This window comes from Chitinophaga alhagiae (assembly GCF_003568665.1).
Classification (GTDB): Bacteria; Bacteroidota; Bacteroidia; order Chitinophagales; family Chitinophagaceae; genus Chitinophaga; species Chitinophaga alhagiae.
In genome coordinates this window covers 548,465-570,711 of the sequence record NZ_QXMH01000004.1, presented here as the reverse complement: position 1 = coordinate 570,711, position 22,247 = coordinate 548,465, and the positions used below count along the sequence as shown (strand labels likewise).

Annotated in this window: 18 protein-coding genes; 5 read left to right on the top strand and 13 right to left on the bottom strand. The window is 55.4% G+C overall.

All coding sequences use genetic code 11. From position 1 onward, the window contains the following. Window positions 1-121: 121 nt before the first annotated feature. The 5 genes from D3A97_RS21470 to D3A97_RS21450 all read right to left on the bottom strand — a co-directional run bounded on the left by D3A97_RS21470 (window position 122) and on the right by D3A97_RS21450 (window position 4,686). A complete protein-coding gene (locus tag D3A97_RS21470; RefSeq protein ID WP_119080593.1) occupies window positions 122-553 on the bottom strand; it encodes a VOC family protein in 432 nt (143 codons plus the stop codon). 150 nt (window positions 554-703) lie between these two features. Continuing rightward, window positions 704-1,231 (bottom strand): SRPBCC family protein, encoded by a 528-nt coding sequence (locus D3A97_RS21465; RefSeq protein ID WP_119080592.1) that lies wholly within the window; start codon window positions 1,229-1,231, stop codon window positions 704-706. A 98-nt stretch (window positions 1,232-1,329) separates the two neighbouring features. Further along, a complete protein-coding gene (locus D3A97_RS21460; protein ID WP_119080591.1) occupies window positions 1,330-1,809 on the bottom strand; it encodes a DinB family protein in 480 nt (159 codons plus the stop codon). A gap of 79 nt (window positions 1,810-1,888) precedes the next feature. Further along, the gene (locus D3A97_RS21455; protein WP_119080590.1) at window positions 1,889-2,176 is read right to left on the bottom strand and encodes a hypothetical protein; all 288 of its coding nucleotides are present in this window, start codon (window positions 2,174-2,176) and stop codon (window positions 1,889-1,891) included. Between the two features lie 149 nt (window positions 2,177-2,325). Further along, window positions 2,326-4,686: an ABC transporter permease gene (locus D3A97_RS21450; RefSeq protein ID WP_119080589.1), complete on the bottom strand. Its 2,361-nt coding sequence runs from the start codon at window positions 4,684-4,686 to the stop codon at window positions 2,326-2,328. 175 nt (window positions 4,687-4,861) lie between these two features. On the opposite strand from D3A97_RS21450, the gene D3A97_RS21445 reads away from it, so the two are divergent. Both D3A97_RS21445 and D3A97_RS21440 read left to right on the top strand, forming a co-directional pair. Further along, window positions 4,862-6,103: an NAD(P)/FAD-dependent oxidoreductase gene (locus D3A97_RS21445; protein WP_232826040.1), complete on the top strand. Its 1,242-nt coding sequence runs from the start codon at window positions 4,862-4,864 to the stop codon at window positions 6,101-6,103. A 263-nt stretch (window positions 6,104-6,366) separates the two neighbouring features. Continuing rightward, window positions 6,367-6,876 carry a DinB family protein gene (locus D3A97_RS21440; RefSeq protein ID WP_119080588.1) on the top strand — a complete coding sequence of 170 codons (510 nt, stop codon included), beginning with the start codon at window positions 6,367-6,369 and terminating at the stop codon, window positions 6,874-6,876. A 30-nt stretch (window positions 6,877-6,906) separates the two neighbouring features. Here D3A97_RS21440 and D3A97_RS21435 read toward each other — a convergent pair whose 3' ends face one another. From D3A97_RS21435 to D3A97_RS21425, 3 genes are read right to left on the bottom strand one after another with little or no spacing between them, the layout of a single operon-like run. Further along, the gene (locus D3A97_RS21435; protein ID WP_119080587.1) at window positions 6,907-7,929 is read right to left on the bottom strand and encodes an MlaD family protein; all 1,023 of its coding nucleotides are present in this window, start codon (window positions 7,927-7,929) and stop codon (window positions 6,907-6,909) included. Window positions 7,930-7,932: 3 nt separating this feature from the next. After that, on the bottom strand, window positions 7,933-8,706 hold the full coding sequence (locus D3A97_RS21430; RefSeq protein ID WP_119080586.1) for an ABC transporter ATP-binding protein: 774 nt from the start codon (window positions 8,704-8,706) through the stop codon (window positions 7,933-7,935). A 4-nt stretch (window positions 8,707-8,710) separates the two neighbouring features. Beyond that, window positions 8,711-9,502, bottom strand: a complete 792-nt coding sequence (locus D3A97_RS21425; protein WP_119080721.1) for an MlaE family ABC transporter permease — start codon at window positions 9,500-9,502, stop codon at window positions 8,711-8,713. Between the two features lie 147 nt (window positions 9,503-9,649). Between D3A97_RS21425 and D3A97_RS21420 the strand changes: the two genes are divergently transcribed. After that, the gene (locus D3A97_RS21420; protein ID WP_119080585.1) at window positions 9,650-10,105 is read left to right on the top strand and encodes a NanQ anomerase/TabA/YiaL family protein; all 456 of its coding nucleotides are present in this window, start codon (window positions 9,650-9,652) and stop codon (window positions 10,103-10,105) included. Window positions 10,106-10,419: 314 nt separating this feature from the next. Here D3A97_RS21420 and D3A97_RS21415 read toward each other — a convergent pair whose 3' ends face one another. Continuing rightward, window positions 10,420-11,106 (bottom strand): 3-keto-disaccharide hydrolase, encoded by a 687-nt coding sequence (locus tag D3A97_RS21415; RefSeq protein ID WP_119080584.1) that lies wholly within the window; start codon window positions 11,104-11,106, stop codon window positions 10,420-10,422. 76 nt (window positions 11,107-11,182) lie between these two features. Here D3A97_RS21415 and D3A97_RS21410 point away from each other — a divergent pair, with 76 nt between their 5' ends. Then, window positions 11,183-13,015 carry a glycoside hydrolase family 2 protein gene (locus D3A97_RS21410; RefSeq protein WP_119080583.1) on the top strand — a complete coding sequence of 611 codons (1,833 nt, stop codon included), beginning with the start codon at window positions 11,183-11,185 and terminating at the stop codon, window positions 13,013-13,015. Window positions 13,016-13,316: 301 nt separating this feature from the next. Further along, complete coding sequence (locus tag D3A97_RS21405; protein ID WP_119080582.1) at window positions 13,317-16,163, top strand: M16 family metallopeptidase; 2,847 nt, start codon at window positions 13,317-13,319, stop codon at window positions 16,161-16,163. A gap of 79 nt (window positions 16,164-16,242) precedes the next feature. Here the strand turns inward: D3A97_RS21405 and D3A97_RS21400 are convergent, their stop codons facing one another. The 4 genes from D3A97_RS21400 to D3A97_RS21385 form a co-directional block, all read right to left on the bottom strand. Beyond that, window positions 16,243-17,253, bottom strand: coding sequence for an SO2930 family diheme c-type cytochrome (locus D3A97_RS21400; RefSeq protein ID WP_119080581.1), 1,011 nt, complete (start codon window positions 17,251-17,253; stop codon window positions 16,243-16,245). A gap of 2 nt (window positions 17,254-17,255) precedes the next feature. Then, on the bottom strand, window positions 17,256-18,497 hold the full coding sequence (locus D3A97_RS21395) for a parallel beta-helix domain-containing protein (RefSeq protein WP_119080580.1): 1,242 nt from the start codon (window positions 18,495-18,497) through the stop codon (window positions 17,256-17,258). A gap of 17 nt (window positions 18,498-18,514) precedes the next feature. Next, window positions 18,515-21,265, bottom strand: a complete 2,751-nt coding sequence (locus D3A97_RS21390) for a TonB-dependent receptor (protein WP_119080579.1) — start codon at window positions 21,263-21,265, stop codon at window positions 18,515-18,517. 100 nt (window positions 21,266-21,365) lie between these two features. After that, entirely contained in the window at window positions 21,366-22,241 is an 876-nt protein-coding gene (locus D3A97_RS21385; RefSeq protein WP_119080578.1) for a LytR/AlgR family response regulator transcription factor, read from the bottom strand. Window positions 22,242-22,247: the final 6 nt, after the last annotated feature.

Below are 22,247 nucleotides of genomic sequence, written 5' to 3'. Positions count from 1 at the left end.
AACGTGAAGCGAACGAGAAGCGAAGGAGAGCCAAAAATGGAAACAGGTAAAATAGTACCGGTATTGAAAAGGCTGACCCCCAAAAAAGGTCAGCCTGGTTGTATATTTTTTGCGGCAGCGGTTAAGCCTGCGGGCTGCTGGGGCCGTAGGAGATCATCCACTGAATGCCGTAACGGTCTGTCAGCATACCAAAATAATCTCCCCAGGGCGCGTCTCCCATGGGCATTTCCGCTTTGCCGCCTTCGGCCAGCCCTTTGTACAGTTTGTCCGCATGCTCGCGGCTGTCTGCGCCAATGGCGAGTGAAAAATTGTCTCCTTTGGTGGCGCGGCCAAAAGAAGCCGGGCGGTCACTGCCCATCAGGATGGTGTGCTGGCCAATGGGCAAGGCCATGTGCATGATGAGGTTGCCGTCCTCACCGGCTTCCATGTGAGGGCCGGGCATGTCCTTGAACCGCATCACCATTGCGAACTCACCGCCTATAACGGACTTATAGAAGTTGAACACTTCTTCGCAGGCGCCGTCAAATGTCAGATAAGGATTAACGTTTGCCATATTTTATTGCGTTTACGGGTGGAATAATATACCCCAAACTTACAACTGTTCCGCTGTTCTGACCGTGGGCACTTAAGACAATGTGCGGGGTGTTTTATGACAAAAAAAACCTGCGCAACGGCAGGTTTTTTTTCGTGTTATAACGGGTACTTATTTTTCCACCGCTTTGCGGATATTTTCAAAAGACTTGTCCATGTTGCTGCCCATCATATCATCCATAAACAGCCCCATGTACTTGTAAAGCGGGTTGTTGCCCATGTTGCCTTTGTCCGTCCACGTTACTTTGGTGCCTTCGGGCACTGCTTCAAAGTTCACGTAGCCGTACATCGGGTCGTCAAAGCCTTCAAACGCAATGGTAAATTCCATGGTGTTCGGCGGTTCGCTTTTTACAATGGTCATTTCTCCTTTTTCATTTTTGTTGGCCACCCAGCTTTGTTTGGCGCCCACACCGGAAGACGGGTCTGATGTGGTGTACTGTATGTCTTTGTACATGTCATCAAACGTGTTCCACTGCCGCCAGTTGTTGAAGTCGTTGAACTGGTCAAACACCGCTTGGGGAGAGGCTTTCATAACAGCGGTACGGGTAATGCTGTAGGAAGAAGGCAGGAAAAAAGAAACGATCACCAGCAGCGCTATCAGCACCACCAGGATGAGGAGGATCCTTTTCAGAACTTTCATGGTTGATAGATTTTCGTGCAATCTAACGGTTTCCCTTGTTAAATTATACGCATGTTGTCGCAATCAACCCCTGAGCGTTTATTTTTTTATCCACATGCCTAGTAGCGGTCCCAGAAAGGCGGCGGTTCTATGCCCAATGAACGGAGGTATACATACCCCTGGCCGCGGTGATGTATCTCGTTGTCAAACCAGTAGAACATGAGGGAGATCACCGTTCCTTCATACTCCCCGAAGGCCTTTTCCATTTCACGGAAACGGCTGTCCGGCATTTGCGCCCAGAGGCGGTCTATTACCTCGGTAACCTTGTCCCAAAGGGCCAGCAGGTCTGCTTTGGTGGCGGGTTTGGGGCCGGTGTGCAACTGGCCCGTGGTGTCCAGGCTGCCGGTGGCCATCTGGTACATGCCGAACTCGGCAATACGGGTCAGTTCCATGGCCATTTCGGAAAAGGGGCGCATGCCGCCGATGCTGTAAGTAAAAAGCTCTTTTTCGGGGAAGGCGTCTATAACGCGGCGGGTAAGCCCGCGGTGGCCCTGCCAGTGCTGCAATAATTCTGAAGAGGTAAGAATGGTGTTTTCCATGTGTTATATCAATTTATAACACAAAGAAAAAACGGGGTTGTGACAACGGTATGTCAGCAGCCCGCAAAAAAAAAACCGGCTAGTCTTTTAACCGCTGCAGCAGCTTCCGGCTTTCCTTGTTCACGAACGTGATGGGCACAAATTTGTCCGTTGGCGTGCCGATGTAATACACCGTCCATTCAGGATCGTGATGGGCCAGCATTTCGCTGATGCAGTCTGCCCGGTGCGCCGTGGGAATGGTGCAGTCTTCCCAGTAAAACAGCTCCACGCGGTAGTGCAGCTGCTGCTTCTGGTTGTTGATAGTGACCTCGATCTCAATTTCCTGCTTGCCGGAATGCGGAGGGATGGGAATGACGATGTGGCTCATAAAAACCGGTTGAATTAAATAAAATATTGTACGTACATCAAAGGCTTACCACAAGAAAGATTGCCATATTGCAATGCGCTGTTTTGCTCATGCGTTATGTATTGTTTTTCTGAAAATATGTTCACCGGTGAACGAACGGTGTGCGGTATTCAATCTGTACGGATGCTTTTCAGCGGGTTAGAAAGCGCGGCTTTGAGTGACTGGTACGCCATGGTCAGCGCGGCAATGCCGGCAGAGGCGCCAATGGCCGCCATGAACACGCCGGCGCCCATGCTGGCCTGGTAAGCGAAGTTGTCCAGCCAGCGGTGCATGATGAACCCTGCCAGCGGTGCGGCCACTAAAAAGGCCAACCCGATCAGCACAAAAAATTCCCGGCCGAACAGGCTGAGAATGTGGAAGGGAGACGCCCCCAATACTTTGCGGATGCCCACTTCTTTGGTGCGCTGCATGGCGGCGTAAGACACCAGGCCGTACAGGCCAAGGCAGCCTATTACGATGGCCAGTATGGAAAACAGGCGGAAGGCGGCATACACCTTGTCTTCCTGCCGGTACATGCCGGCAATATGATCGTCAATGAACTCGTAATGGAAGAGAGAGGCGGGGAACAGGGCAGACCAGTCTTTTTCTATGCGGGCCAGGGTAGCGTGCGTGTGGCCGGAGCGCAGTTTTACACTGGCGGTAAAAAAGCGGTCTTCATGGTACATGAGTATGCAGGGCCGTCTTTTTTTGTGTTTGGACTCACTCTGGAAATCAGCCACTACACCTTGTATAATAGACGGCCCGCTGCTATAAAAGGTGGTGCCGATGGCCTCTTCCGGCGTGCGGTAACCCAGTTTCTTTATGAGCGATTCGTTCACCAGCACGTTGCGCAGGGTATCTCCGGGCGCGGTTTTCATCAATGCCCGCCCGGCCAGCAGTTTGATGTTGAACATGGACAAGAACTTGTCGTCTACGAACTTCAGCTCTGTTACGTCATCTTTTTCTATGCCGAGGTGCGGTGCGCTGAAAGGCGCAAAATTGTTGTTGTAGGTAGGAGCGCCGGAAGAAAGGCTTACGTCTGCCACACCGGGGTTGGCCTGCAACTGCTGCAGCAGCACTTCTTTTTTGGTACGGTCAGGTATGGGAAAAGTGACCATGTCTTCCTTGCTGAAACCCAGCTCCTGGTTCTTGAAAAAGTCCATCTGGTTGGCCACCACCAGGGTGCCAATGATGAGTATCTGCGAAATGGCGAATTGTACGAACACGAGTGTCTTTCTCAAACCCAGCCCTTTGAAACGGATGGTGGTATTGCTTTTCAGTGACTCTACCGGTTTGAACGAAGACTGCACAAAGGCCGGGTACAGCCCGGCGGTGAGCACCACTACCACGGCCAGGGCGGCCAGCCGCCCCAATACCGCCGGCTGCAGTAATTGCTGGTTGGTCACCTGCACGTCCAGCACCGCGGCGGTGTGAGGCAAGAACGTCAAAGCCAGTATCAGCCCCAGTACAATGGCCAGCACTACCAGTATGGACGTTTCTCCCAGGAACTGGCGTACCAGCTGCAGGCGGTTGGCGCCTAGCGCCTTGCGCACGCCTACTTCACGGGCGCGTTTCAATGCCTGCGCGGTGGCCAGGTTGATGAAATTGATGCAGGCGGTGATGATGATAAAAAGCGCCACCACGGCCAATGCCCAATAGGTGGTGCGGGAGGTGGTGGGAGTGGCGCCGCCCGTCAGATAGCGCTGGTCAAAATGAATGTCTTTCAGCGGCTGCAGCAGCAGCTTGGCGCCTTCCGCAATATCTTTCCCCCAGTTCTTTTCAATAAAGGAAGGCATGGCGGCCGCCAGCTTTTTTACATCATAATGTTCCGGCAACAGTATGAAGGTATTGCCGCCGGCAATGGCGTAAAAATTTTCCAGGCTCACTTTCATTTCCGGCTCTACCGTTTTCCATGACACCAGGAAGCGGAAGGGGAGGTGCGTGTTGCCCGGCTGGTCTTTTACAATGCCGGTTACCTGCAGGTTGTAAGAACTGTTCAGCCGCAACGTTTGCCCCATAGCGTATTGATGGCCGAAAAACTTGCGGGCGGCAGACTCCGTGAGCACAACGCTGCCCGGCCCGGCCAGCGCCGTGGCGGGGTTGCCGGCTACCCAGCCCAGGTCAAAAATGGCCGGGAAGGAGCCGTCTGCGAACATGTAATCAGTTTCATTATACCTTTCTTCTCCCGCCTGTACCATGCCGCCGCGCTGCCACCATATCTGGGATACCTGCTCCAGCTCCGGGAAGCTGTTGCGCAATGCCGGGGTAACGGCCATGGATACACTGGAATTGAAGTCCAGCGCGTTGAGCGTAACGCGGTAAATACGGTCTGCTTTTTTGTGGTAACGGTCATAGCTCAGCTCATTGCGCGTAATCAGGAAAATAACCAGGCAGGCGGCTACGCTTAGCGTAAGCCCCATCACGTTCAGCAATACGTACCCCGCATTGCGGCGCATGTTCCGGAAAGCTATGATGCAATAATTCTTGAGCATAACAGAAAGGGTTGAAAGTATGCCGAAAGCGCTCAAAGAAAATGCCTTTTTATAAAGGTATTGATAATCATTTGGTTAAAACGGCTGTCTGTACGCGGGTTGTCCGGATTTGATGAGGCGGATGTCCGTTTCCGGACACGGCGGCATGAAAAATATTTAGCTACCTTGCGGAACAATGATGCTGGAAACAAAGGTATGTATAATAGGCGCCGGCCCCGCCGGCGCTACTACGGCGCTCCAACTGGCTTACATGGGCATTCCCTGCCTGGTGGTGGACAAAGCGGTTTTCCCACGTGACAAAGTATGCGGAGACGGCCTCAGCGGCAAGGTGCTCACCCTGCTGGCCCGCATAAACAAAGGCATTGCAGAACGGCTGCAGGCGGCCGTATTCAAGGAAGACAGCTGGGGCGTTACCTTTGTGGCCGCCAACCGCATGGGCATGAACATTCCTTACAAGCCCGGCTACCAGAAGCTGCCCGGAGAGCCGAGAGGGTTTGTATGCAAGCGCCTGCACTTTGATAACTTTTTGGTGGAAGAGCTGAAACGCTGCCCGCAGGTGCAGCTGATAGAAGGAACGGCCATTACCCGGTACCAGCTGGAGCAGGATGGGTACCTGCTGTCTGATGAGGCCGGTACCCTACAGGTGAAGGCGCAACTGGTGATAGCCGCCAACGGCGCGCACTCCGGTTTCACCAAAGAGGTGGCGGGCATTCACATGGAACCGGCGCATTACGTGGCCGGCATCAGGGCTTATTTCAGCGGTATTGCCGGCCTGCATGCAGACAACCTCATTGAGCTGCATTTTCTCAAGAACGTGCTGCCCGGCTACCTCTGGATATTCCCCTTGCCCGGCGGTGAGGCCAACGTGGGCATCGGCATGCTGAGCAAAGTGGCCCGCCGCAAAAAGGTAAACCTCAAAAAATTATTGCAGGACACGCTGCGGCAAGACCCCGTGATGAAAGAACGGTTCAAACATGCCACCCTCCATGGTAATATAGATGGCTACGGGCTGCCGCTGGGCAGCAAAAAAAGGCGCCTCTCCGGTGAAAGGTACATGTTGGTGGGCGATGCGGCTTTTCTCATAGACCCGTTTACAGGAGAAGGCATCGGCAACGCCATGTATGCCGCCCGCATGGCGGCGCAGCAGGCGGCCGCCTGTATTGCGGCGGATGACTATAGCGCCGCCACCCTGCTGGCGTACGATGCGGAGGTGTACCGCGTGCTCGGCCCGGAGCTGCAAATGAGCACCCGCCTGCAAAAGCTGATCCGGTACCCCTGGCTCTTTAACCTGCTCATGCGCATGGCTGCCCGCAATACGCAGCTGCAGGAGCTGATGTCTGCCATGTTCCATGAAGTAGACCTGCGGAAGAAGCTGGCCACCCCGCAATTTTACCTGAAGCTGCTGCTGGGGCGGTAGGTACCTTCCGGGCATTTCTGCCGTGCGCGGCTTGAAGGGACGGACACGCCGCAATTTTATTTAAAGCTGCTCTTCGGCCGGTAGGTACTTTTCGGGGCATTTCTGCCGTGCGCGGCTTGAAGAAGCTGGCCGCACTGCTGCCTGAAGCTGTTCTTTAGCCGGCCGGTTCCCCTCATTGCGTATTTCCCCCTCTTTTTGTCGCGTTCCACCGCTGACAGGCGCATTTTTCCATGCTACCTTAGTACCTGTTAAAACTACTGTGCATGAAAAATGAATTACTGGCGGAGCTGCGGCAGAACAGCGAAGAGCTTTTCCGCGTGCTGCCATCCTTTACGCCCGAAGAGTTCAACCAGGTGCCTTTTGCCGGCAGCTGGACGGCCGGGCAGGTGGCCTCCCATCTTTCCATGTCTGAAACCGGCGTAGTGAGCACCCTGTTCGGCAACAGCCGGCCTACCACGGAGCGGGCGCCAGACAAGAACGTGGCCGGCCTTCGGGAAGCCTTTCTGAACTTCGATATTAAGATGCAGGCGCCGGACTTTACCATTCCGCGCGCGGACGGTTACGAGCAGCCGGCGCTGATAGCCGCTTTTCGCCGCTCCCGTGAAAAGCTGGAGGAGGCCATTCAAACCATGGACCTTTCTGCAACCGCTACCGACTTCAAGTTCCCCACAGTAGGCCACATGACGCGGCTGGAGCTGATCAACTTTGCCATTGTGCATGCCATCCGCCACACCCGGCAGATGAAGAACATTGCGGCTGCAGTATCGGCATAAAAAAAGGCGCCCGGTGAGGCGCCTTGCTGTTTATGGTTGCGGAGCGGGCTGCTGTGGTTGCTGCGCCGCTTCCTTCTTTTCTCGTTTGGCTTTTTTCCGGAAAAAGCCGCGCAGCAAAAAGTTGTGCTGCAGCGCTTCCATGTTCTCATCCAGCTTCTCCGTACTGGTCTCCAGGTTGCGGATGGTGGCTTTCAGGGCTTCCGCCGTTTTTTCATCGTTGAGCAGCACGCCGGCGGGCGTGGAGGGGCTGCGCAGGTTTTGCTGCACGCCGGCCGCGGCTTCCTGCAGGTTTTGCATCACGCTGTCCGCATGGCTGGCCACGGCGGAAAGCTGCGTAACCGTGGAGCGGAGATGGGCAAACACCACCGTGTCCGTTACCAGGTCATTGGCCAGCGAACCTTCCTTTCTCAGCTGGGCCGCATAGCCGGCCAGGCCGTCTGTAAGGCGCTCCGTGTTGGCGGCCGTTTTGCGCAGCGTGGCCAGGGTGCCGGCCAGGTTGAGGTACAGCGCTTCATCGTTCAGCAGCTTGCCTACGGTGCCTTCGCCATCCATCATCTTTTTGGTGATGGTTTTCAGGTTGCCGGTAATTTCCACCAGGCTTTTATTGTTCACCTGCAGGGTGTTCATGATCTCGTCCGTACTGATGCTGGTTTCCACAACAATGGTGTCTCCGTCCGCTATAGGCGGCGTGGCGGGGGTGCCGCCGGCCAGCGCAATGATCTTGTTGCCCACCAGCCCGTCTGAGCTGACCTTGGCCCTTACATCTTTATGGATAAAATTGCGGGAGTTCTTGTCTATGTCCATCTGCACCTCAATACGGTCGTGAGACAGAAAGGAAATGCTTTTGATGGTGCCCACCTTCACGCCTGAATACCATACGTTATCTCCTTTGGAGAGGCCGCCGATGTCGTGAAAAAGGGCGCTCACCCTGACGGACCGCATGAAGGTTTTTTTCTGCCCGCCCAGCAGCAGTACGCCGGTAGCGAAAATGACCAGGCCCAGCAAAATGAAAATGCCCACAATAACGGTCCTTTTGGTACTCTTATCTTTCATAGTTTACTGAATAAAATTGTAATCGTAAAATTCCTTGATCAATTCGTCGTTATCGGCAAATACGTCATCAAATTTTCCCTGTCTGATAAATTTCCCTTCCTTCATCACGGCTATATTATCTCCCGTTACCTTGGCGCAGGTAAGGTCATGGGTGATGATGATGGAACTGGTATGGAACCTGCGCTGCACTTCATTAATAAGGTTGTTGATCTCAGTACAGGTAATGGGGTCCAGCCCGGCCGTGGGCTCGTCATACAGCATGATCTCCGGCCGGAGGATGAGGGTGCGGCCGATGCCTATACGTTTGCGCTGCCCGCCGCTCAGTTCCGCCGGCATCTGGTCTATGGTATGGGAGAGGCCTACGGCGTCCAGCACAATATCTACCAGTTTGTTGCGCTGCTCCGCGCTCATGCCCGGCTCGTTGCGCTGCAGGGGAAAGGCGAGGTTCTGGCCCACGGTCATGCTGTCATACAGGGCGCCATGCTGGAAGCAGAAACCAACTTTCAGCCGCAGGGCGCGCAGGTCTTGCGGGCTGAGCGCCGCCACATCCTGCCCCAGCACGTTCACGGTACCTTCATCCTGCCGCAGCAGGCCGGAAATGATCTTGATCAATACCGACTTGCCCGTGCCGGAGCGGCCCAGCACCACAATGTTCTCGCCCTTGTGCAGCTCCAGGTCCACACCGCGCAGCACGTGGTTGTTCCCGAAAGACTTGTACAGGTCTTTGATGGAGATGACCACGTTGTTCCAGTCTATTTCAGGCGTGAATGTTTTCATACCGTTAGCGTATCGAGTTTACTATCTGAACAATAACTATTTCTTCAATAAATATCAGGAACATGGAGATCACCACGGAAATATTGGCCGCCTTGCCCACGCCCTGCGTGCCCTGTGAGGCATTATAACCCTGGTAGGCGCTCACAATGCCGATGGTGAAACCGAATACCGTGGCTTTCACAAAAGAGGAGCCCAGGTCAAGGAACGAAATGCTTTCAAAGGCTTTCTGGAAAAAGGCCACCATGCTGGTCTGCTCGTTCAGGTGAACGTCCAGGTAAGAGCCCATCAGCCCCACTACGGCCGTGTAAGACATCAGCAGCGGCAGGCAGATGGTGCAGGCCAGCACGCGGGTTACCACCAGGTATTTGAAGGGGTTGATGGCGGATACTTCCATAGCGTCTATCTGCTCGGTTACTTTCATGGACGCCAGCTCGGCGCCGATGCTGGAACCTACCTTGCCCGCGCAGATGAGCGCCGTTACAAGGGGGGCCAGCGCCCTGATCACCGCAATGGAAATGAGGGAAGGCAGCCAGGAGGTAGCGCCGAACTCCGCCAGCGAAGGCCGGCTTTGTTTGGTGAATACCAGCCCGGTAATGAAACCCGTGAGACTGATCAGCGCCAGGGATTTATACCCCACCTGGAAACACTGCCGTATCAGTTCCCTGATCTCGAAAGGGGGGAGCAGCACTTCCTTGAAAAAACGGCTGATGAACCGGAAAATATCGTACACGCCAATGAAAAAAGCATCAAGCCCTTTGGAAATAAGTGGTTTCTCCGTTTGTTCGTTAGGATCCATTTGCTGCATTTTGTCAAAATTATTACAATTTCGGCTGATTGATTGTTATAATATCATGCCAAATCCTCAAGCAAACGGCATACCGTTATCAAAATTGGTGTTGTTTTAACATACAATGACTATCTTACCGGCCGAATTTTTATAGCCATGATCATCGATTCTTTAGACAATGCGCATCTTTACCACGGCCTGGGCCCCAGGTTCGTGAAGGCTTTCGAGTACCTGCAGCAGACAGATTTTTCCACGCTTGAAAAAGGGAAATACGAAATTGAAGGGAATACCATCTTCGCCATCGTGAACGAGTACCAGACGGTAGATCCGGCAGGGGAGCAGATGGAGGCCCACAAAAAATATATAGACGTACAATATGTGGCAAAAGGAGAAGAGCAGATAGGGCATGATTTCCTGAACGGCCAAACCCCCTCCAGGGCGTATGACGGTGACGCGGATTACATGCTGTTCGGAGAGCGGCCGGCCTTCTTTTCGCGGCTGGCGCAGCACCAGTTCGCCATATTCTTCCCGTCAGACCTGCACATGCCCAACCTCACGGCCGGCGTGCAGCAGCCCGTCAAAAAGGTGGTGATCAAGATCAGTGTGGCATAAATTCCCCGGTTTACCATATTTAAAAGCCGGCCGGAAGCAGGGTATCCCGCTTCCCGGCCGGCTTTTCTTCATATAACGTTGCCCGTTACCGTCTTAACAAACATTTAACCTGTTCGTAATCAATAATTTTACAAATTACGGCCACTGCTTCTCCTGCAGCTTCGGACTACCGCATTCATTTTTGTTTTTCCGTTGTATCCCTCCGAATGATGCATACATGGTTGACATTAGTATACATATTGTAACCGCCGGTTCAACCCGGTGCATACATACCTATGTTTTTGGTTTTCCGCTAGTGCCCATATCCATGGGCATTATTGTTTCCCGGCTTTTTTAAGCGGCGTAAGGGCCACCTTCCTGAACTCCACTTCGGAACCTTCCGCCTGCAGCGCTATCTGGCCGCGGGAAGCAGTGGCGTTGGCGCCTTCGTTCACCAGGTCCCCGTTCACCCATACCTTCACCGTGTTGCCCAGGCATTCAATGCGCATGTGGTTCCATTCTCCCAGCGGTTTTTCTGAATTGTCCGTCAGGTTCTTGATGCGGCGCTCCTTGCCCTCCGTAGTGCCCCACTTTTCACGCGGGCCGCGCCGGGTCTCCATATCGGGCACCTCGATGTTTTCACCGATGCACCAGAAATCTCCCGCGTTCTGATGCATCATCTGCACTTCAATGGATTGGGGGAACATGCCGTACAGCATCCGCGGTTTGGACGCAAATACCAGCACCCCGCAGTTGCCGGGCTTGCCGGGGAAACGGTACTCCACATCCAGCCGGAAATTTTCATATACCGCGTCTGTGATAATGTGGCCCTGCGGTTTGGCCAGGCTCACCATCATGCCATTGCGGATAATGAAGGGGTTGGGCGTGGAGCTGTCCTTTTCCAGGTCCGGCACGTCTATATGCCAGCCCGTAAAGTCCTTCCCGTTGAACAGGCTGCGGGTTTGCGCGGAGCATAACGTGGCGCTGCATAGTACCGCCGCAGCAAGGAGTAACTTTTTCATACTTCCAAGATATTCAAAAAATCACTATTTTACCTGCTTCCACACCCTTGCACAAAAAAGCACAAAACACAGGTTCATGAAGAAACTCATTTTATTACTACTGGTGGCCAACATGGCGCAGGCGCAAAGCTGGCAGGTAGTACCGGGAAAGATCACCACGCCCTGGGCAGAAAAGGTAACGCCGGAGAACGTATTGCCTGAATATCCGCGCCCGCAGTTCGTACGCGGCAACTGGAAGAACCTGAACGGTTTGTGGGACTATGCTGTAACCCGCCGCAGCGGCGGCCAGGCAGACGCTTACGACGGGAAGATACTGGTGCCCTTTGCCATAGAGTCCGCGCTCTCGGGCGTAGGCAGAACGGTAGGGAAAGACAGCGTACTCTGGTACAGCACCGCCTTTACCCCGCCATCCGGCACAAAAGGCAAACGCGTGCTGCTGCATTTCGGCGCGGTAGACTGGGAAGCGGAAGTGTATGTGAACGATATGCTGGTGGGCAGCCACAAAGGCGGCTTTGACCCCTTCTCGTTCGATATTACCCAGCACCTGAAAAAGAAAGGCCCGCAAACCCTGGTGGTGAAAGTGTGGGACCCCACTGATGAAGGCCCCCAGCCCCGCGGCAAACAGGTACGCAGGCCGCACGGCATCTGGTACACGCCCGTAACCGGCATCTGGCAAACCGTTTGGCTGGAAGTAGTGCCGGAAACCTACCTGGCCACCATGAAACAAACGCCGGATATAGACCAGCAAACCCTCACCGTGTCTACCACCGTAGTGAATCCCGTGCCGGGAGACAAAGTGGTGGTCAGCGCCTGGGACGGTGACGCTAAAGTAGCCGAAGGCGAAATGGAACCCGGCGGCACCACCGTGCTGAAGATCGCTTCTCCCAAACTCTGGTCTCCCGCCAACCCGTTCCTGTATGACCTGCGCCTGGAAATTGCCCGCAAAGGCAAGGCGGTAGATACCGTACAGAGCTACTTTGCCATGCGCAAGTCTTCCATGGCCAAAGACGCCAACGGCGTATACCGCATGCTGCTCAACAACCAGTTCCTCTTCCAGTACGGCCCGCTTGACCAGGGCTGGTGGCCTGACGGGCTATACACCGCCCCCACAGATGAGGCCCTGCTGTTTGACGTGGAGCAGACCAAAGCCATGGGCTTCAACATGATCCGCAAACACATCAAGGTAGAGCCCGCGCGCTGGTATTACCATTGCGACCGCCTGGGCATGCTGGTTTGGCAGGATATGCCCAGCGGAGACCTCGGCAACCGCTGGGAGCCGAGGCCCGGTATTGTAGGCAAGGGCACGGAGCAGCAACGCAGCCCCGCCTCTGAAAAGGCCTACCGCGAAGAGTGGAACGCCATCATGGAAGCGTTGCACAACAGCCCCTCCATTGTAGTATGGGTACCCTTCAACGAGGCCTGGGGCCAGTTCAAAACAAAGGAAATTACCGAGTGGACCATGCAAAAAGATCCTTCCCGCCTGGTGAACAGCGCCAGCGGCGGCAACTTTTTCCCCACCGGCCACATCATAGACCTGCACAATTACCCGGAACCTGCCATGCCGCAGCCTGACCTTTATGGCGGCAAACAGGCCATTGTACTGGGCGAGTTCGGCGGGCTGGGCCTGCCGGTGAACGGCCACGTATGGCAGCAGAAAGACAATTGGGGGTACCAGACCTTCAAAACCGCAGACGAACTGTTCAAACGCTACACGGAATACATGAGCAGGCTGAAAGACCTTATCCCCATGGGGCTGTCCGCGGCCGTATACACGCAGACCACCGATGTGGAAATTGAGACCAACGGCCTCATTACGTATGACAGAAAGGTGTTCAAAAACCCGGTGAGATCTTTTTACGAGGTACACCAGCAGTTGTATAATGCGGCGCTGGTGAAAGGGAAGTTTTGATTTGGCGGCCCTGCCGGCGCCTCGATGGTGGCGCAGGCTGCAAATAAAGTTCCGGACGGCTCATGCTATATGGCATGGGCCGTTTTTAGTTGGCCGGCGGACCAACATGCACCAACGAAATTGCGGAAACTGTGTTCCCGAACGCCACCGGCGCGATCTGACGTTTCGGGCACAAGATCATCATTCCCCCCGCTTTTCCTGATGAACGGAAAGCCCTGTTTAAAGGGTTTATAGTATATTTACCACCCCGCCCCGCGGGAGGCGGCTTTGCCCGCACAAAATCTATAAACCAACACCATTTATGAAAAGAAATTTTCTACTGCTGACGCTTGCGGCAGCAAGCGTTCTACAGGTATCTTTCACCCAGGCGCAGGCGCAGCCCAAACCCAAACAGGCCGCCGCTAAATCTGCCATCGGCAGCATACCTGCAGACCCCGATGTGAAGATCGGCAAACTCTCCAACGGCCTCACCTATTACATCCGGAAAAACAGCGAGCCCAGGAACAGGGCGGTGCTGTACATGGCCCTGAAAGCAGGCTCCCTTATGGAAACAGATGCCCAGCAGGGCCTGGCCCACTTTACGGAACATATGGCCTTTAACGGCACCAAAGATTTCCCGAAGAACGAACTGATCAACTACCTGCAGAAAGCTGGTGTGAAGTTCGGGGCTGACCTTAACGCCTATACGTCTTTTGACCAGACGGTGTACCAGCTGCCTATTCCTACAGACAGCGCCGCCCTGTTCAGGAACGGCTTCAAGATACTGGCCAACTGGGCGGGTTATGTAAGCATGGAAAATGATGACATTGACGAGGAAAGAGGGGTGATCGTGGAAGAAGACCGCCAGCGGGGCAAAAATGCGCAATCGCGCATGCAGAAAGAGCTGCTGCCGGTGCTGCTGGGCGGCTCCCGTTACGCGGAGCGCATCCCCATCGGCAAGCTGGACATTATCCAGCACTTCCAGCACAACGAGATCAAACAGTTCTATAAAGACTGGTACCGCCCCAACCTGCAGGCGGTAATAGCGGTGGGAGACTTTGACGTGGCACAGGTGGAAGCGCTGATCAGGGAGAACTTCAGCCCGCTTGCCAACCCCGCCAACCCGCGCCCGCACCAGCGGTACGATCTGCCTGACAACAAGCAGCCGGTGGTAAAACAGGTAACAGACAAGGAGTTTCCCTACAACGTGGTCATCGCCTTTATCCGTCACCGGTATAAAGAGACCGGCGGCGTGGCGGACGTGCGCAAGGGCATTATCACCAGCATGATCAATTCCATGATCGGCGCGCGCATACAGGAGCTGAAGCAGAAAGGTACCGCGCCCTTTGTAGACGGGCAGTTCAGCTATGGCGCCTACCAGGGCGGCATGGTGCCCGGCATTGACGCCGCTACCATTGTGGCCGTTACCAAAGACCCCGGCGAGCTGGCCAAAGGCCTCAGCGGCGTGGCCGCGGAAGCAGAGCGCATGGCGCAATTCGGTTTCACGGCGTCAGAACTGGAAGTAGTGAAAAAGAACATGGAAGCCGGCAATGAAAAGAACTACCGCGAAAAAGACAAGATCAACTCCAACGCCTTTGTGCAAACGTACCTGAGAAACTTCATGTACAAATCACCCATACTCAGCCCTGATTTCCGCTACACGCTGACCAAACAGCTGTTGAGCGAGATCACGCTGGCAGAGGTGAACCAGTTTGCCAAAAAAATAATGACGCCCGAAAACATCACCATCATTGCACAGGCGCCTGAGAAAGACAAGGCCAAACTGCCCGCAGACGCCCAGTTGCTGGACGCGCTGCGCAACTCCGGCAAAGGCCTTACCGCCTACGTAGACGCGGGCGTGAACAAACCCCTGCTGGAAAAGAAACCCACACCCGGCAAGGTAACCGCCGAAGAAAGAATTGAAGGCATAGACGTAACCAAACTCACCCTGTCTAACGGCGTAAAGGTGTACCTGAAACCCACTACGTTCAAGAACGACCAGATCATTTTCTCTTCCTTTGCGGAAGGCGGCATGTCTCTGGCGGAAGATAGAGACTACATGGCCACCAACTACGCCGGCAACATTGGCGGAGACGGCATCGGGGAGTTTGAGAACACCCAGCTGCGCAAAATGCTGGCCGGCAGCACCGCCAACGGCTCCGTGTACATCAGCAGCCTGTATGAAGGCTACGGCGGCTCCGCTTCTCCCAAAGACCTGGAAACCGCCTTGCAGCTGGTATACGCCCATGGCACCAACCCGCGTAAAGACCCCATTCTCTTTAAAAAGAACATGGACGAGTTCAGGGTATACCTGCAGAACGCGGATGACAGCCCGGAAAGCGTATACGGAGATACCATCACCTCGGTGATGTCTTCCAACAGCCTGCGTGAACGCAAGCCCACCCTGGCGGAGCTGGACCAGATCAGCCTTGACCGTTCCTTTGCGTTCTTCAAAGACCGCTTTGCAGATGCCAGCGGCCAAACGTTCGTATTTGTAGGCAATTTTGAAGTGGAAAAGATCAAGCCCCTGCTGGAAACCTACCTGGGCGGCCTGCCCGCCACCGGCCGTAAAGAGAAGTTTGCGGACCGCGGCGGCAAACCGCTCACCGGCAACGTTACCCGCATTGTGAAGAAAGGCATTGAAGACAAGGCGCAGGTGAAACTCTTTTTCCATGGGGATTATGACTATGCGGCAGACAATAACCTGCAGCTGAGCGCCCTGAGCGATGTGCTGGAGTTCAAGGTGCTGGAACGCCTGCGCGAAAAGGAAAGCGGCGTGTACAGCCCCAGGGTAGGCGTGAGCTACGAAAAGTACCCCCAGCCTTATTACAACCTTACCATTTCTTTCAGTTGCGCATCCGCCAATGTAGACAAGCTGGTCAATGCCGCGCTGGACGAGATAGAGAAGATCAAGAAAGAAGGCGCTACCGCGGTGGATATTGAGAAGTTCCGCGCGGAAAGCGCGCGGGCCATGGAAGTAAGCCTGCGGGAAAACAATTTCTGGCTGTCTTACATCACCTCCAAGCTCAAAACCAATGAAGATCCCCTCAGCGTGCTGCGCCATGCGGAACGCCTGCAGCAGGTAACGGAGGCCAGCGTAAAAGCCGCCGCCGTTAAATACCTGGGCGGGGCCAATTACTTCAAGGCAGTGCTGGTACCTGAAAAATAACTAAGTTTATCGTAAATATGCAGAGGCCGCTTCCGGGAGGAGGCGGCCTTTTTTACTCCGGCCGGGAACATCTGACCGCCTACCGCTCTTCCGGCAAACTGTTGATCCAGGCGGTAACGAGGGCCAGCCCTTCCCGGTGTACCAGCGTGCGGGCCAGTTCTGGCATGGCCGTGCCGGGCTCTGTACTGTTCATGCGGTGTACCAGTATGGATTGCTGCGCATGGCCCGGTACAATATCGAAATCGAGCCCGCCCGCGCCGTTGCCCGCGGAAACAGGCCGCTTCAGCAGGCCCAGGTGGTTGGGCGCGGTTTGTTCGTATTCGAGGAAGAGACCGGTGTTGTCCGCATCGCCGCCTTTGGTGTGGCAATGCGCACAGTTAACGTCCAGGTAGGCGCGGGCGCGCTGCTCCAGCGTATACTGCACGCTGTCCGTCCATACCGGCAGCGCTTTTGCCTGCGCGGGTAAGCCTTGCAGGGCGCCGTTGGCGGCCCAGGTTTCCAGCTGGCGGTTATAGTGTACATTGCGCGCCCGGGGGCCAATGGGCAGCAGCCGGCCGTTATTGGAGTGGCAGCGCTTGCAATCGTTCGTGTTGGGCACCTGGTAAGTGGTGGCCACCCGCTGCTGATGGTCATCCAGCAGGGTAATGGGCACGCGTTGGCCGGTGATCCATTTGACGGCTTCGGTTTGCTCATCGTTCCAGAGGTAGTTCATCACTTTCCATTGCTGGTCTGCCGGGTCTTTGAACAGCAGGCGCGTTTCTATCATCACTTTCTGCCGCAACGTGTCCGTATACGCAAAGTTCTTGATGATGAAGGTGGAATCGGGGAAGTTCAGCACACCGGAATCCCGGTACTGCATGGCTTTCCCGGCCGGCAGTACAATAAAGCGGTCTTTCACGGCATAGTCTGTGAACAGGGGCGTGCCCAGCTCATACGGTAATATGCTTGCTGCGGGCCGCAGGTTTTTGAGCGGGCCGGTGAAGAAACCGTAGTCAGACAGTTTTTCGCGGAAGGCAAATGCGGCGGGCGGTGGAGGGTTGTTACAGCCAAAGCCCAGCCACAGGGCCAATATCACAATACTTTTTCTCATGGTCACTGGCAGTTAAAAGCGGTCATGTCTGTGCCGGGGCGCCAGTCTTTGGCGCCCATCTGCAGCGCGTTCACGTTCACGAACAAATGATCTCCCGCCTGGCGGATGCAGATGGAGTCAGGGTTTTGCAGTGTTCCGCCGGTCAGTATATTGGTGCTGATACCGTCATACACGATCATGGGTATCCTGGCGCCCAGCTTTTGTTCTATGGCAACCAGTATTTTGCCGGTATGGTGGTTGTACACCGGTTCCGGGAAGGCGGGCCCCATTTCGAGCGTGTTGTTGTGTATCATGATGTTTTTGGAAACAGGGAAGTAGGCGTTATTGATCTTGTCTCCCGCTTTGGCATCCACAAAAAAGCCGGACACGAGGATGATGGCGCTGGAATTGTTATTGATGATGCGGTTGTTGTACAGCTCCACATCGGAAGTGGCCTGTATGATCACGCCGCTGCCGGGCGCGGCATTGCCCACGCCCCAGGTGGTGCCGAAGCTGCCGGCCTTGGCAAAGTTGCGCTCGTTGTTGTCATGAATGAAATTGTTGTATGCTTTTACATGCCCGCCGCGCTGGGAAAGGTCTGGCAGGTCAAATACGAGGAAGCCGGCGGTGTTGCCGTAAAACTCGTTATCATATACCTCCGCATGCGTGGTGTTCTCAATTTCACAACCGGCCACGTTCTTGTAGGCCTTGCATTTGCGCACTACGGCGTTGTTGCTTTGCCCCACGTAGATGCCCGCGTCTGAAGCGCCCTGCGCATAGCAGTTCTCTACCAGCACGTTGTTGCAGAGCACCGGGTAAATGCCGTAGCCGCCGCTGGCAGAGTCTGACCTGGACCAGACGGCATGCAGGTTGGTGATGGTCACGTTCTCGCTTTTGTTGATCTTCAGCAGGTCTCCTTTTGAATCCCGCAGGGTAAGGCCCGCAATGTGGAAGTCTTTCACCTCGGCCACCCTGATGCCTTCGCCGCCCTGGCTCTGGGCGCTGAAATCAAGGATGGTCTTGTCTGGCCCCGCGCCCTGGATGCGTACATGTTTCAGCTGCACCAGGCTCAGGTTGTCAAAATGGTATTGCCCTTCTTTCAGCTCAATGCTGCTGCTGTCTTTCAGGGACAAAAAGGCTTCCACGATCTGGCTTTCCTGGCCGGGGCCAAAGGTGAGCACCGTGGCGTAATCTCCCTTGCCGCCGGGGGCGGTGGTACAGCCTGCCATTGCAAGGAGGGCCAGTGCGGCTACGTAATATTTCATATCAGCATGTTTTTATGTCAGAATACATTATAGGCCAGCGTGGCATAATACACCGCGCCAATAGCCGGACTGCCAAAGCCGTTGTAATAGTACCGGTTGGTCAGGTTGGTGGCCCCCAGCTTGATGCGGGAACGGGCTTTCAGCAGCTTGTAGCTGATCTGCGCGTCCAGCACCACATTGGCCGGTATGGTACCGGCCGCGAACCCGATGGCGTAAAAATAAGCGGGGCGGTAGCGCAGGCTGGTATTGAACGAGAGCTGCTGCCGCTTGCCCAGCCCGGTATTGCCGAACTCCACGTTGAACTTCCAGTTGGGCGTGTTGAAATTATTGATCTGGCTGTTGTTCCTGTTCTTCAGGAAGTCTGAAGAAAAATTGGCCCTGGCCAGGTAGTTGCGGGAAAGGTCTACGCTCACGCTGGCGGCGTAACCGTAGGTATTCACCGTTTCCGCGCCGTTGTACGCAATGTTGTAGGCCACGTAGCGGCTGCGTTCCTTGAACGCCGTAACATCGTCCGTGCCGGGCGTATTGGCCACGTTCACATAACCGATAAAGTTTTTCCAGGTGGAATAATACCCCAGCACATCTACCAGCACGCAGCGGGCAAACAGGGCGGAGTAGCCCAGCTCGAACGCGTCTACGGACTGCGGCTTGATATCGCTGAGGCTGAAACGTTCCAGTTGGGAAGGGTCGTTGCTTTGCTGGTATGCCGTTACGCTGGTAAGCAGGTAGGGCGGGTATTTGTTGAACCCGTACTCCCCGTACAGCAGGCGGGCGCTGCCGCCGGAAGCGTAAGTATTATAATCTGTGAGCGTGCTTTGCAAAGACTGGATGTTGGAAGGAAAACTGTAGGCGTTCTGGTAAGAGAAACGCAGGTAGTTTTCTTTGGCCGTTTCCAGCACGGCGGAGAGGCGGGAGGTAACGCGCGGTTTCTCGAAGAGGGTATTTTTATCGTACCGGAAAGCGGCGCCCAGCTTAAGTTTGTTCTGTACCAGTTTTTTTGAAAGATGGGCGTACGCACTGTACTCGGCCACATCTATGGGCCCTTCCGTATCCGGGAAGAGCGTGCCTTTGGAATCCAGCCGGTAGAGGCGGTAGTTGAGGCCGGCAATAACTTCCACGAAAGGGATGAGGCGGCTGAAATTATATTGCAGCTCCGTGTTATAAAGCCTGCTCCGGTCTTGAAAAAGGGTGCCGCCCTGCGGCGTGGGCAGCCCGGCTATACTGTCTTTCAGGTGGTTGAAGAAGGGGCTCCCGGCCTCGGGGCGGCCCTGGTCCGCAAAGCTGCGGGCGGCCAGGTGGGCGTTCTGCAGCGTGCTGCCCGTGGCCAGTGCCTGCAGCAGCGCGCCGGTATATTGCGGGTACCAGCCGTCCATGGTAGCAGGGTTGAAACTGGGTTTCCAGACTTCGTTCAGCAACTGGGCGGTGGGGCTGGCAATAATGGTGTTGCCGGAGTTTTCCCGGGTGGTGTACGCCCGCAAAAACCATTGCTCGCCCCGCAGCTCGGCGCGGTACTGGCCCAGCTTGTAACCGGTCAGTGCATACCGGGTATCGTTGCTGTATACCGCGTTGCCCTCGCCGTAAGTGCCGGAAACAACAGCTTCCAGTTTCGGCCTGATCTTATAGCGCAGCTCCGCATTCAACTTGAGCAGTTTGGCTTCATTGCTAAGGTAGCCATATTCCGCGTAACCGGTGCGCGCCACGTAATTGGACGGGCTGGCCAGCAGCGGGTCAATGATGGGCGCCAGCGAAGGGTCCATGGCCAGCGCCGCTTCCAGGAAGGGGTTGATGTCTACGGACGTTTTGCTGCCGTACATGTTCACCCCGTTGTAATTGGGGTCTGTATACCGGTTGCCCGGGCCGTTGGTATTGCTGGTATCCGCGGCCATCCAGTCTTTGGCCAGAGTGTATTGCGCGTTGACCTTGAACGCCAGCCGGTCATTCACCTTTTTGGCCCAGCGCACCGTCCAGTCGTAGTACGGAGACGGCCCCATGGGGTCGTTGCCCTTACCTTTTTTGAGATGGTTCACCCCCTGGGTGACCTGTATGCTGAGGCCCTGGTATTTGAATGGATCTTTGCCGGTCATCACCATGGTGCCGTTCAGCCCGCGGGAGCCATACAGGGCGGAGGAGGCGCCAGACAGCACTTCTATGTTGTCCACGTCCAGCTCCGTAAGCCCAATGGCCGCGCCCAGCGGAAAGTTGAGGCCGGGGGCCTGGTTGTCCATCCCGTCTACCACCTGGGTAAAGTTGGTATTGCCGGAGGTATTGAAGCCGCGGGTGGTTACGGTGGTGAAGGTGAGGCTGGAGGTAGTGACATCTACTCCCTTCAGCCCCTGCAGCATGCTGTAGTAGCTGGGCTGGGCGGAATTGACAATGTCTTTGTTGTCTATCCGCTCAATGGTAACGGGCGATTCTATTTTCCGCTGTACGTTGCGGCTGGCGGATACCACTACTTCAGCGCCCAACACGGAGGCGGGCGCCAGTTTTACCTGCACGGCCCCCGGGCCGGTCACCACCACCTCCTGCGTGGCAAAACCGAGGGAAGAGAATACCAGGGTAAGCGGCAGGGCGGCGCGGGTATGGAACCGGAAGTTCCCCTGGTTGTTGGTATAGTCTCCGTTAGGCGTGTTTTTGGCTTTTACAGACACGGCCGGCACACCTTCTCCCGTTTCACTGTTCTGCACATTGCCGTAAATAACCTGCTGCGCCTGCAGGGGAACGTGCAGGGTGGGCATAAAAAGGGCGGTCAGTAGCATCAGTTTGTACATGGGCAGCGTTGGTTGATATGGGCGATATTAGAGAAAATACCGCCAGCCAACCGTTACTGCTGGCCGTTTTGGGGTGAAAAACGGGGTATGCGGGGTGAAATCAGCCGGGCGGGGTGAACCGCTGCAGAAAGGCCGGTAGGTAAGACACGGATACCGGCACCGTTACCTCCTCCATGCCATCTACCTGCAGGTAGTAGCCTTTGGCATTTTTTCGGAACAAGATCACTTTAGAGAGGTTCACCATGTAGGAGCGGTGGGCGCGCACAAACCCCTGGCCGGCCAGTTGCCCATCCAGTTTTTTGAGCGAGTTACGGATCAGCTCCTTGCGGACGGTATGCCCGTGCCGGTAAAAGAGCTGCACGTAATTGTCTTCCGCCTTGAGCAGCAGCAGTTGCTCCGGCTGCAGGCTGAAAGCCAGTTTGCCGTATTCGTCGCTGATGTGCAGGCAGGTATCTTTTTCCTGTTGCCGGGCGCGCTGCGCCAGTTCCGCCACCTTGGCCCGGTTGTAGAACCAGAGCAGGGCTATGGCGTAGGGGAGGGCCATCACCCCGAAGGTGAACTTGAGCGTATCTGTATACTCCAGCCAGGAGTACTGGAGGTAGTCATGCATGGAAACGTTCACAATATTTACCACCAGGGCCACCAGCAGCACTTCGCCCGCCAGCCATGCCGCATATTGCAGGCAGGTGAAAGGTTTGCGCCCCTTCAGCCGCATCAGCCCGAACTGGGAAATGGCCAGGCCGGTCATGCCGCACAGGGAAAATATGCCAAACACGCCGGTAACGGGCTGCGGGCCGCCCTTGTACCACTGGTTCATGTTAAAAGGCGAAAAGATGTACATGAACAGGAAACTGAAGGCGCCGCAAAAAAGAATGAGCAAGGCCCGGCTGCGGAGGGGCTGCAGGAGGGTGAATGGGGCCGAGGCCCAGGCGGGGTGCTGCAATGGCGCGGCTGGCAGGGTAAGGGTGTTTTTCATATCATA

What these genes read in the sequence shown, in the direction of transcription:
- D3A97_RS21470 (WP_119080593.1), bottom strand. Translation starts at nt 553, where the DNA reads ATGGCAAACGTTAATCCTTATCTGACATTTGACGGCGCCTGCGAAGAA.
- D3A97_RS21465 (WP_119080592.1), bottom strand. Translation starts at nt 1,231, where the DNA reads ATGAAAGTTCTGAAAAGGATCCTCCTCATCCTGGTGGTGCTGATAGCG.
- D3A97_RS21460 (WP_119080591.1), bottom strand. Translation starts at nt 1,809, where the DNA reads ATGGAAAACACCATTCTTACCTCTTCAGAATTATTGCAGCACTGGCAG.
- D3A97_RS21455 (WP_119080590.1), bottom strand. Translation starts at nt 2,176, where the DNA reads ATGAGCCACATCGTCATTCCCATCCCTCCGCATTCCGGCAAGCAGGAA.
- D3A97_RS21450 (WP_119080589.1), bottom strand. Translation starts at nt 4,686, where the DNA reads ATGCTCAAGAATTATTGCATCATAGCTTTCCGGAACATGCGCCGCAAT.
- D3A97_RS21445 (WP_232826040.1), top strand. Translation starts at nt 4,862, where the DNA reads ATGATGCTGGAAACAAAGGTATGTATAATAGGCGCCGGCCCCGCCGGC.
- D3A97_RS21440 (WP_119080588.1), top strand. Translation starts at nt 6,367, where the DNA reads ATGAAAAATGAATTACTGGCGGAGCTGCGGCAGAACAGCGAAGAGCTT.
- D3A97_RS21435 (WP_119080587.1), bottom strand. Translation starts at nt 7,929, where the DNA reads ATGAAAGATAAGAGTACCAAAAGGACCGTTATTGTGGGCATTTTCATT.
- D3A97_RS21430 (WP_119080586.1), bottom strand. Translation starts at nt 8,706, where the DNA reads ATGAAAACATTCACGCCTGAAATAGACTGGAACAACGTGGTCATCTCC.
- D3A97_RS21425 (WP_119080721.1), bottom strand. Translation starts at nt 9,502, where the DNA reads ATGGATCCTAACGAACAAACGGAGAAACCACTTATTTCCAAAGGGCTT.
- D3A97_RS21420 (WP_119080585.1), top strand. Translation starts at nt 9,650, where the DNA reads ATGATCATCGATTCTTTAGACAATGCGCATCTTTACCACGGCCTGGGC.
- D3A97_RS21415 (WP_119080584.1), bottom strand. Translation starts at nt 11,106, where the DNA reads ATGAAAAAGTTACTCCTTGCTGCGGCGGTACTATGCAGCGCCACGTTA.
- D3A97_RS21410 (WP_119080583.1), top strand. Translation starts at nt 11,183, where the DNA reads ATGAAGAAACTCATTTTATTACTACTGGTGGCCAACATGGCGCAGGCG.
- D3A97_RS21405 (WP_119080582.1), top strand. Translation starts at nt 13,317, where the DNA reads ATGAAAAGAAATTTTCTACTGCTGACGCTTGCGGCAGCAAGCGTTCTA.
- D3A97_RS21400 (WP_119080581.1), bottom strand. Translation starts at nt 17,253, where the DNA reads ATGAGAAAAAGTATTGTGATATTGGCCCTGTGGCTGGGCTTTGGCTGT.
- D3A97_RS21395 (WP_119080580.1), bottom strand. Translation starts at nt 18,497, where the DNA reads ATGAAATATTACGTAGCCGCACTGGCCCTCCTTGCAATGGCAGGCTGT.
- D3A97_RS21390 (WP_119080579.1), bottom strand. Translation starts at nt 21,265, where the DNA reads ATGTACAAACTGATGCTACTGACCGCCCTTTTTATGCCCACCCTGCAC.
- D3A97_RS21385 (WP_119080578.1), bottom strand. Translation starts at nt 22,241, where the DNA reads ATGAAAAACACCCTTACCCTGCCAGCCGCGCCATTGCAGCACCCCGCC.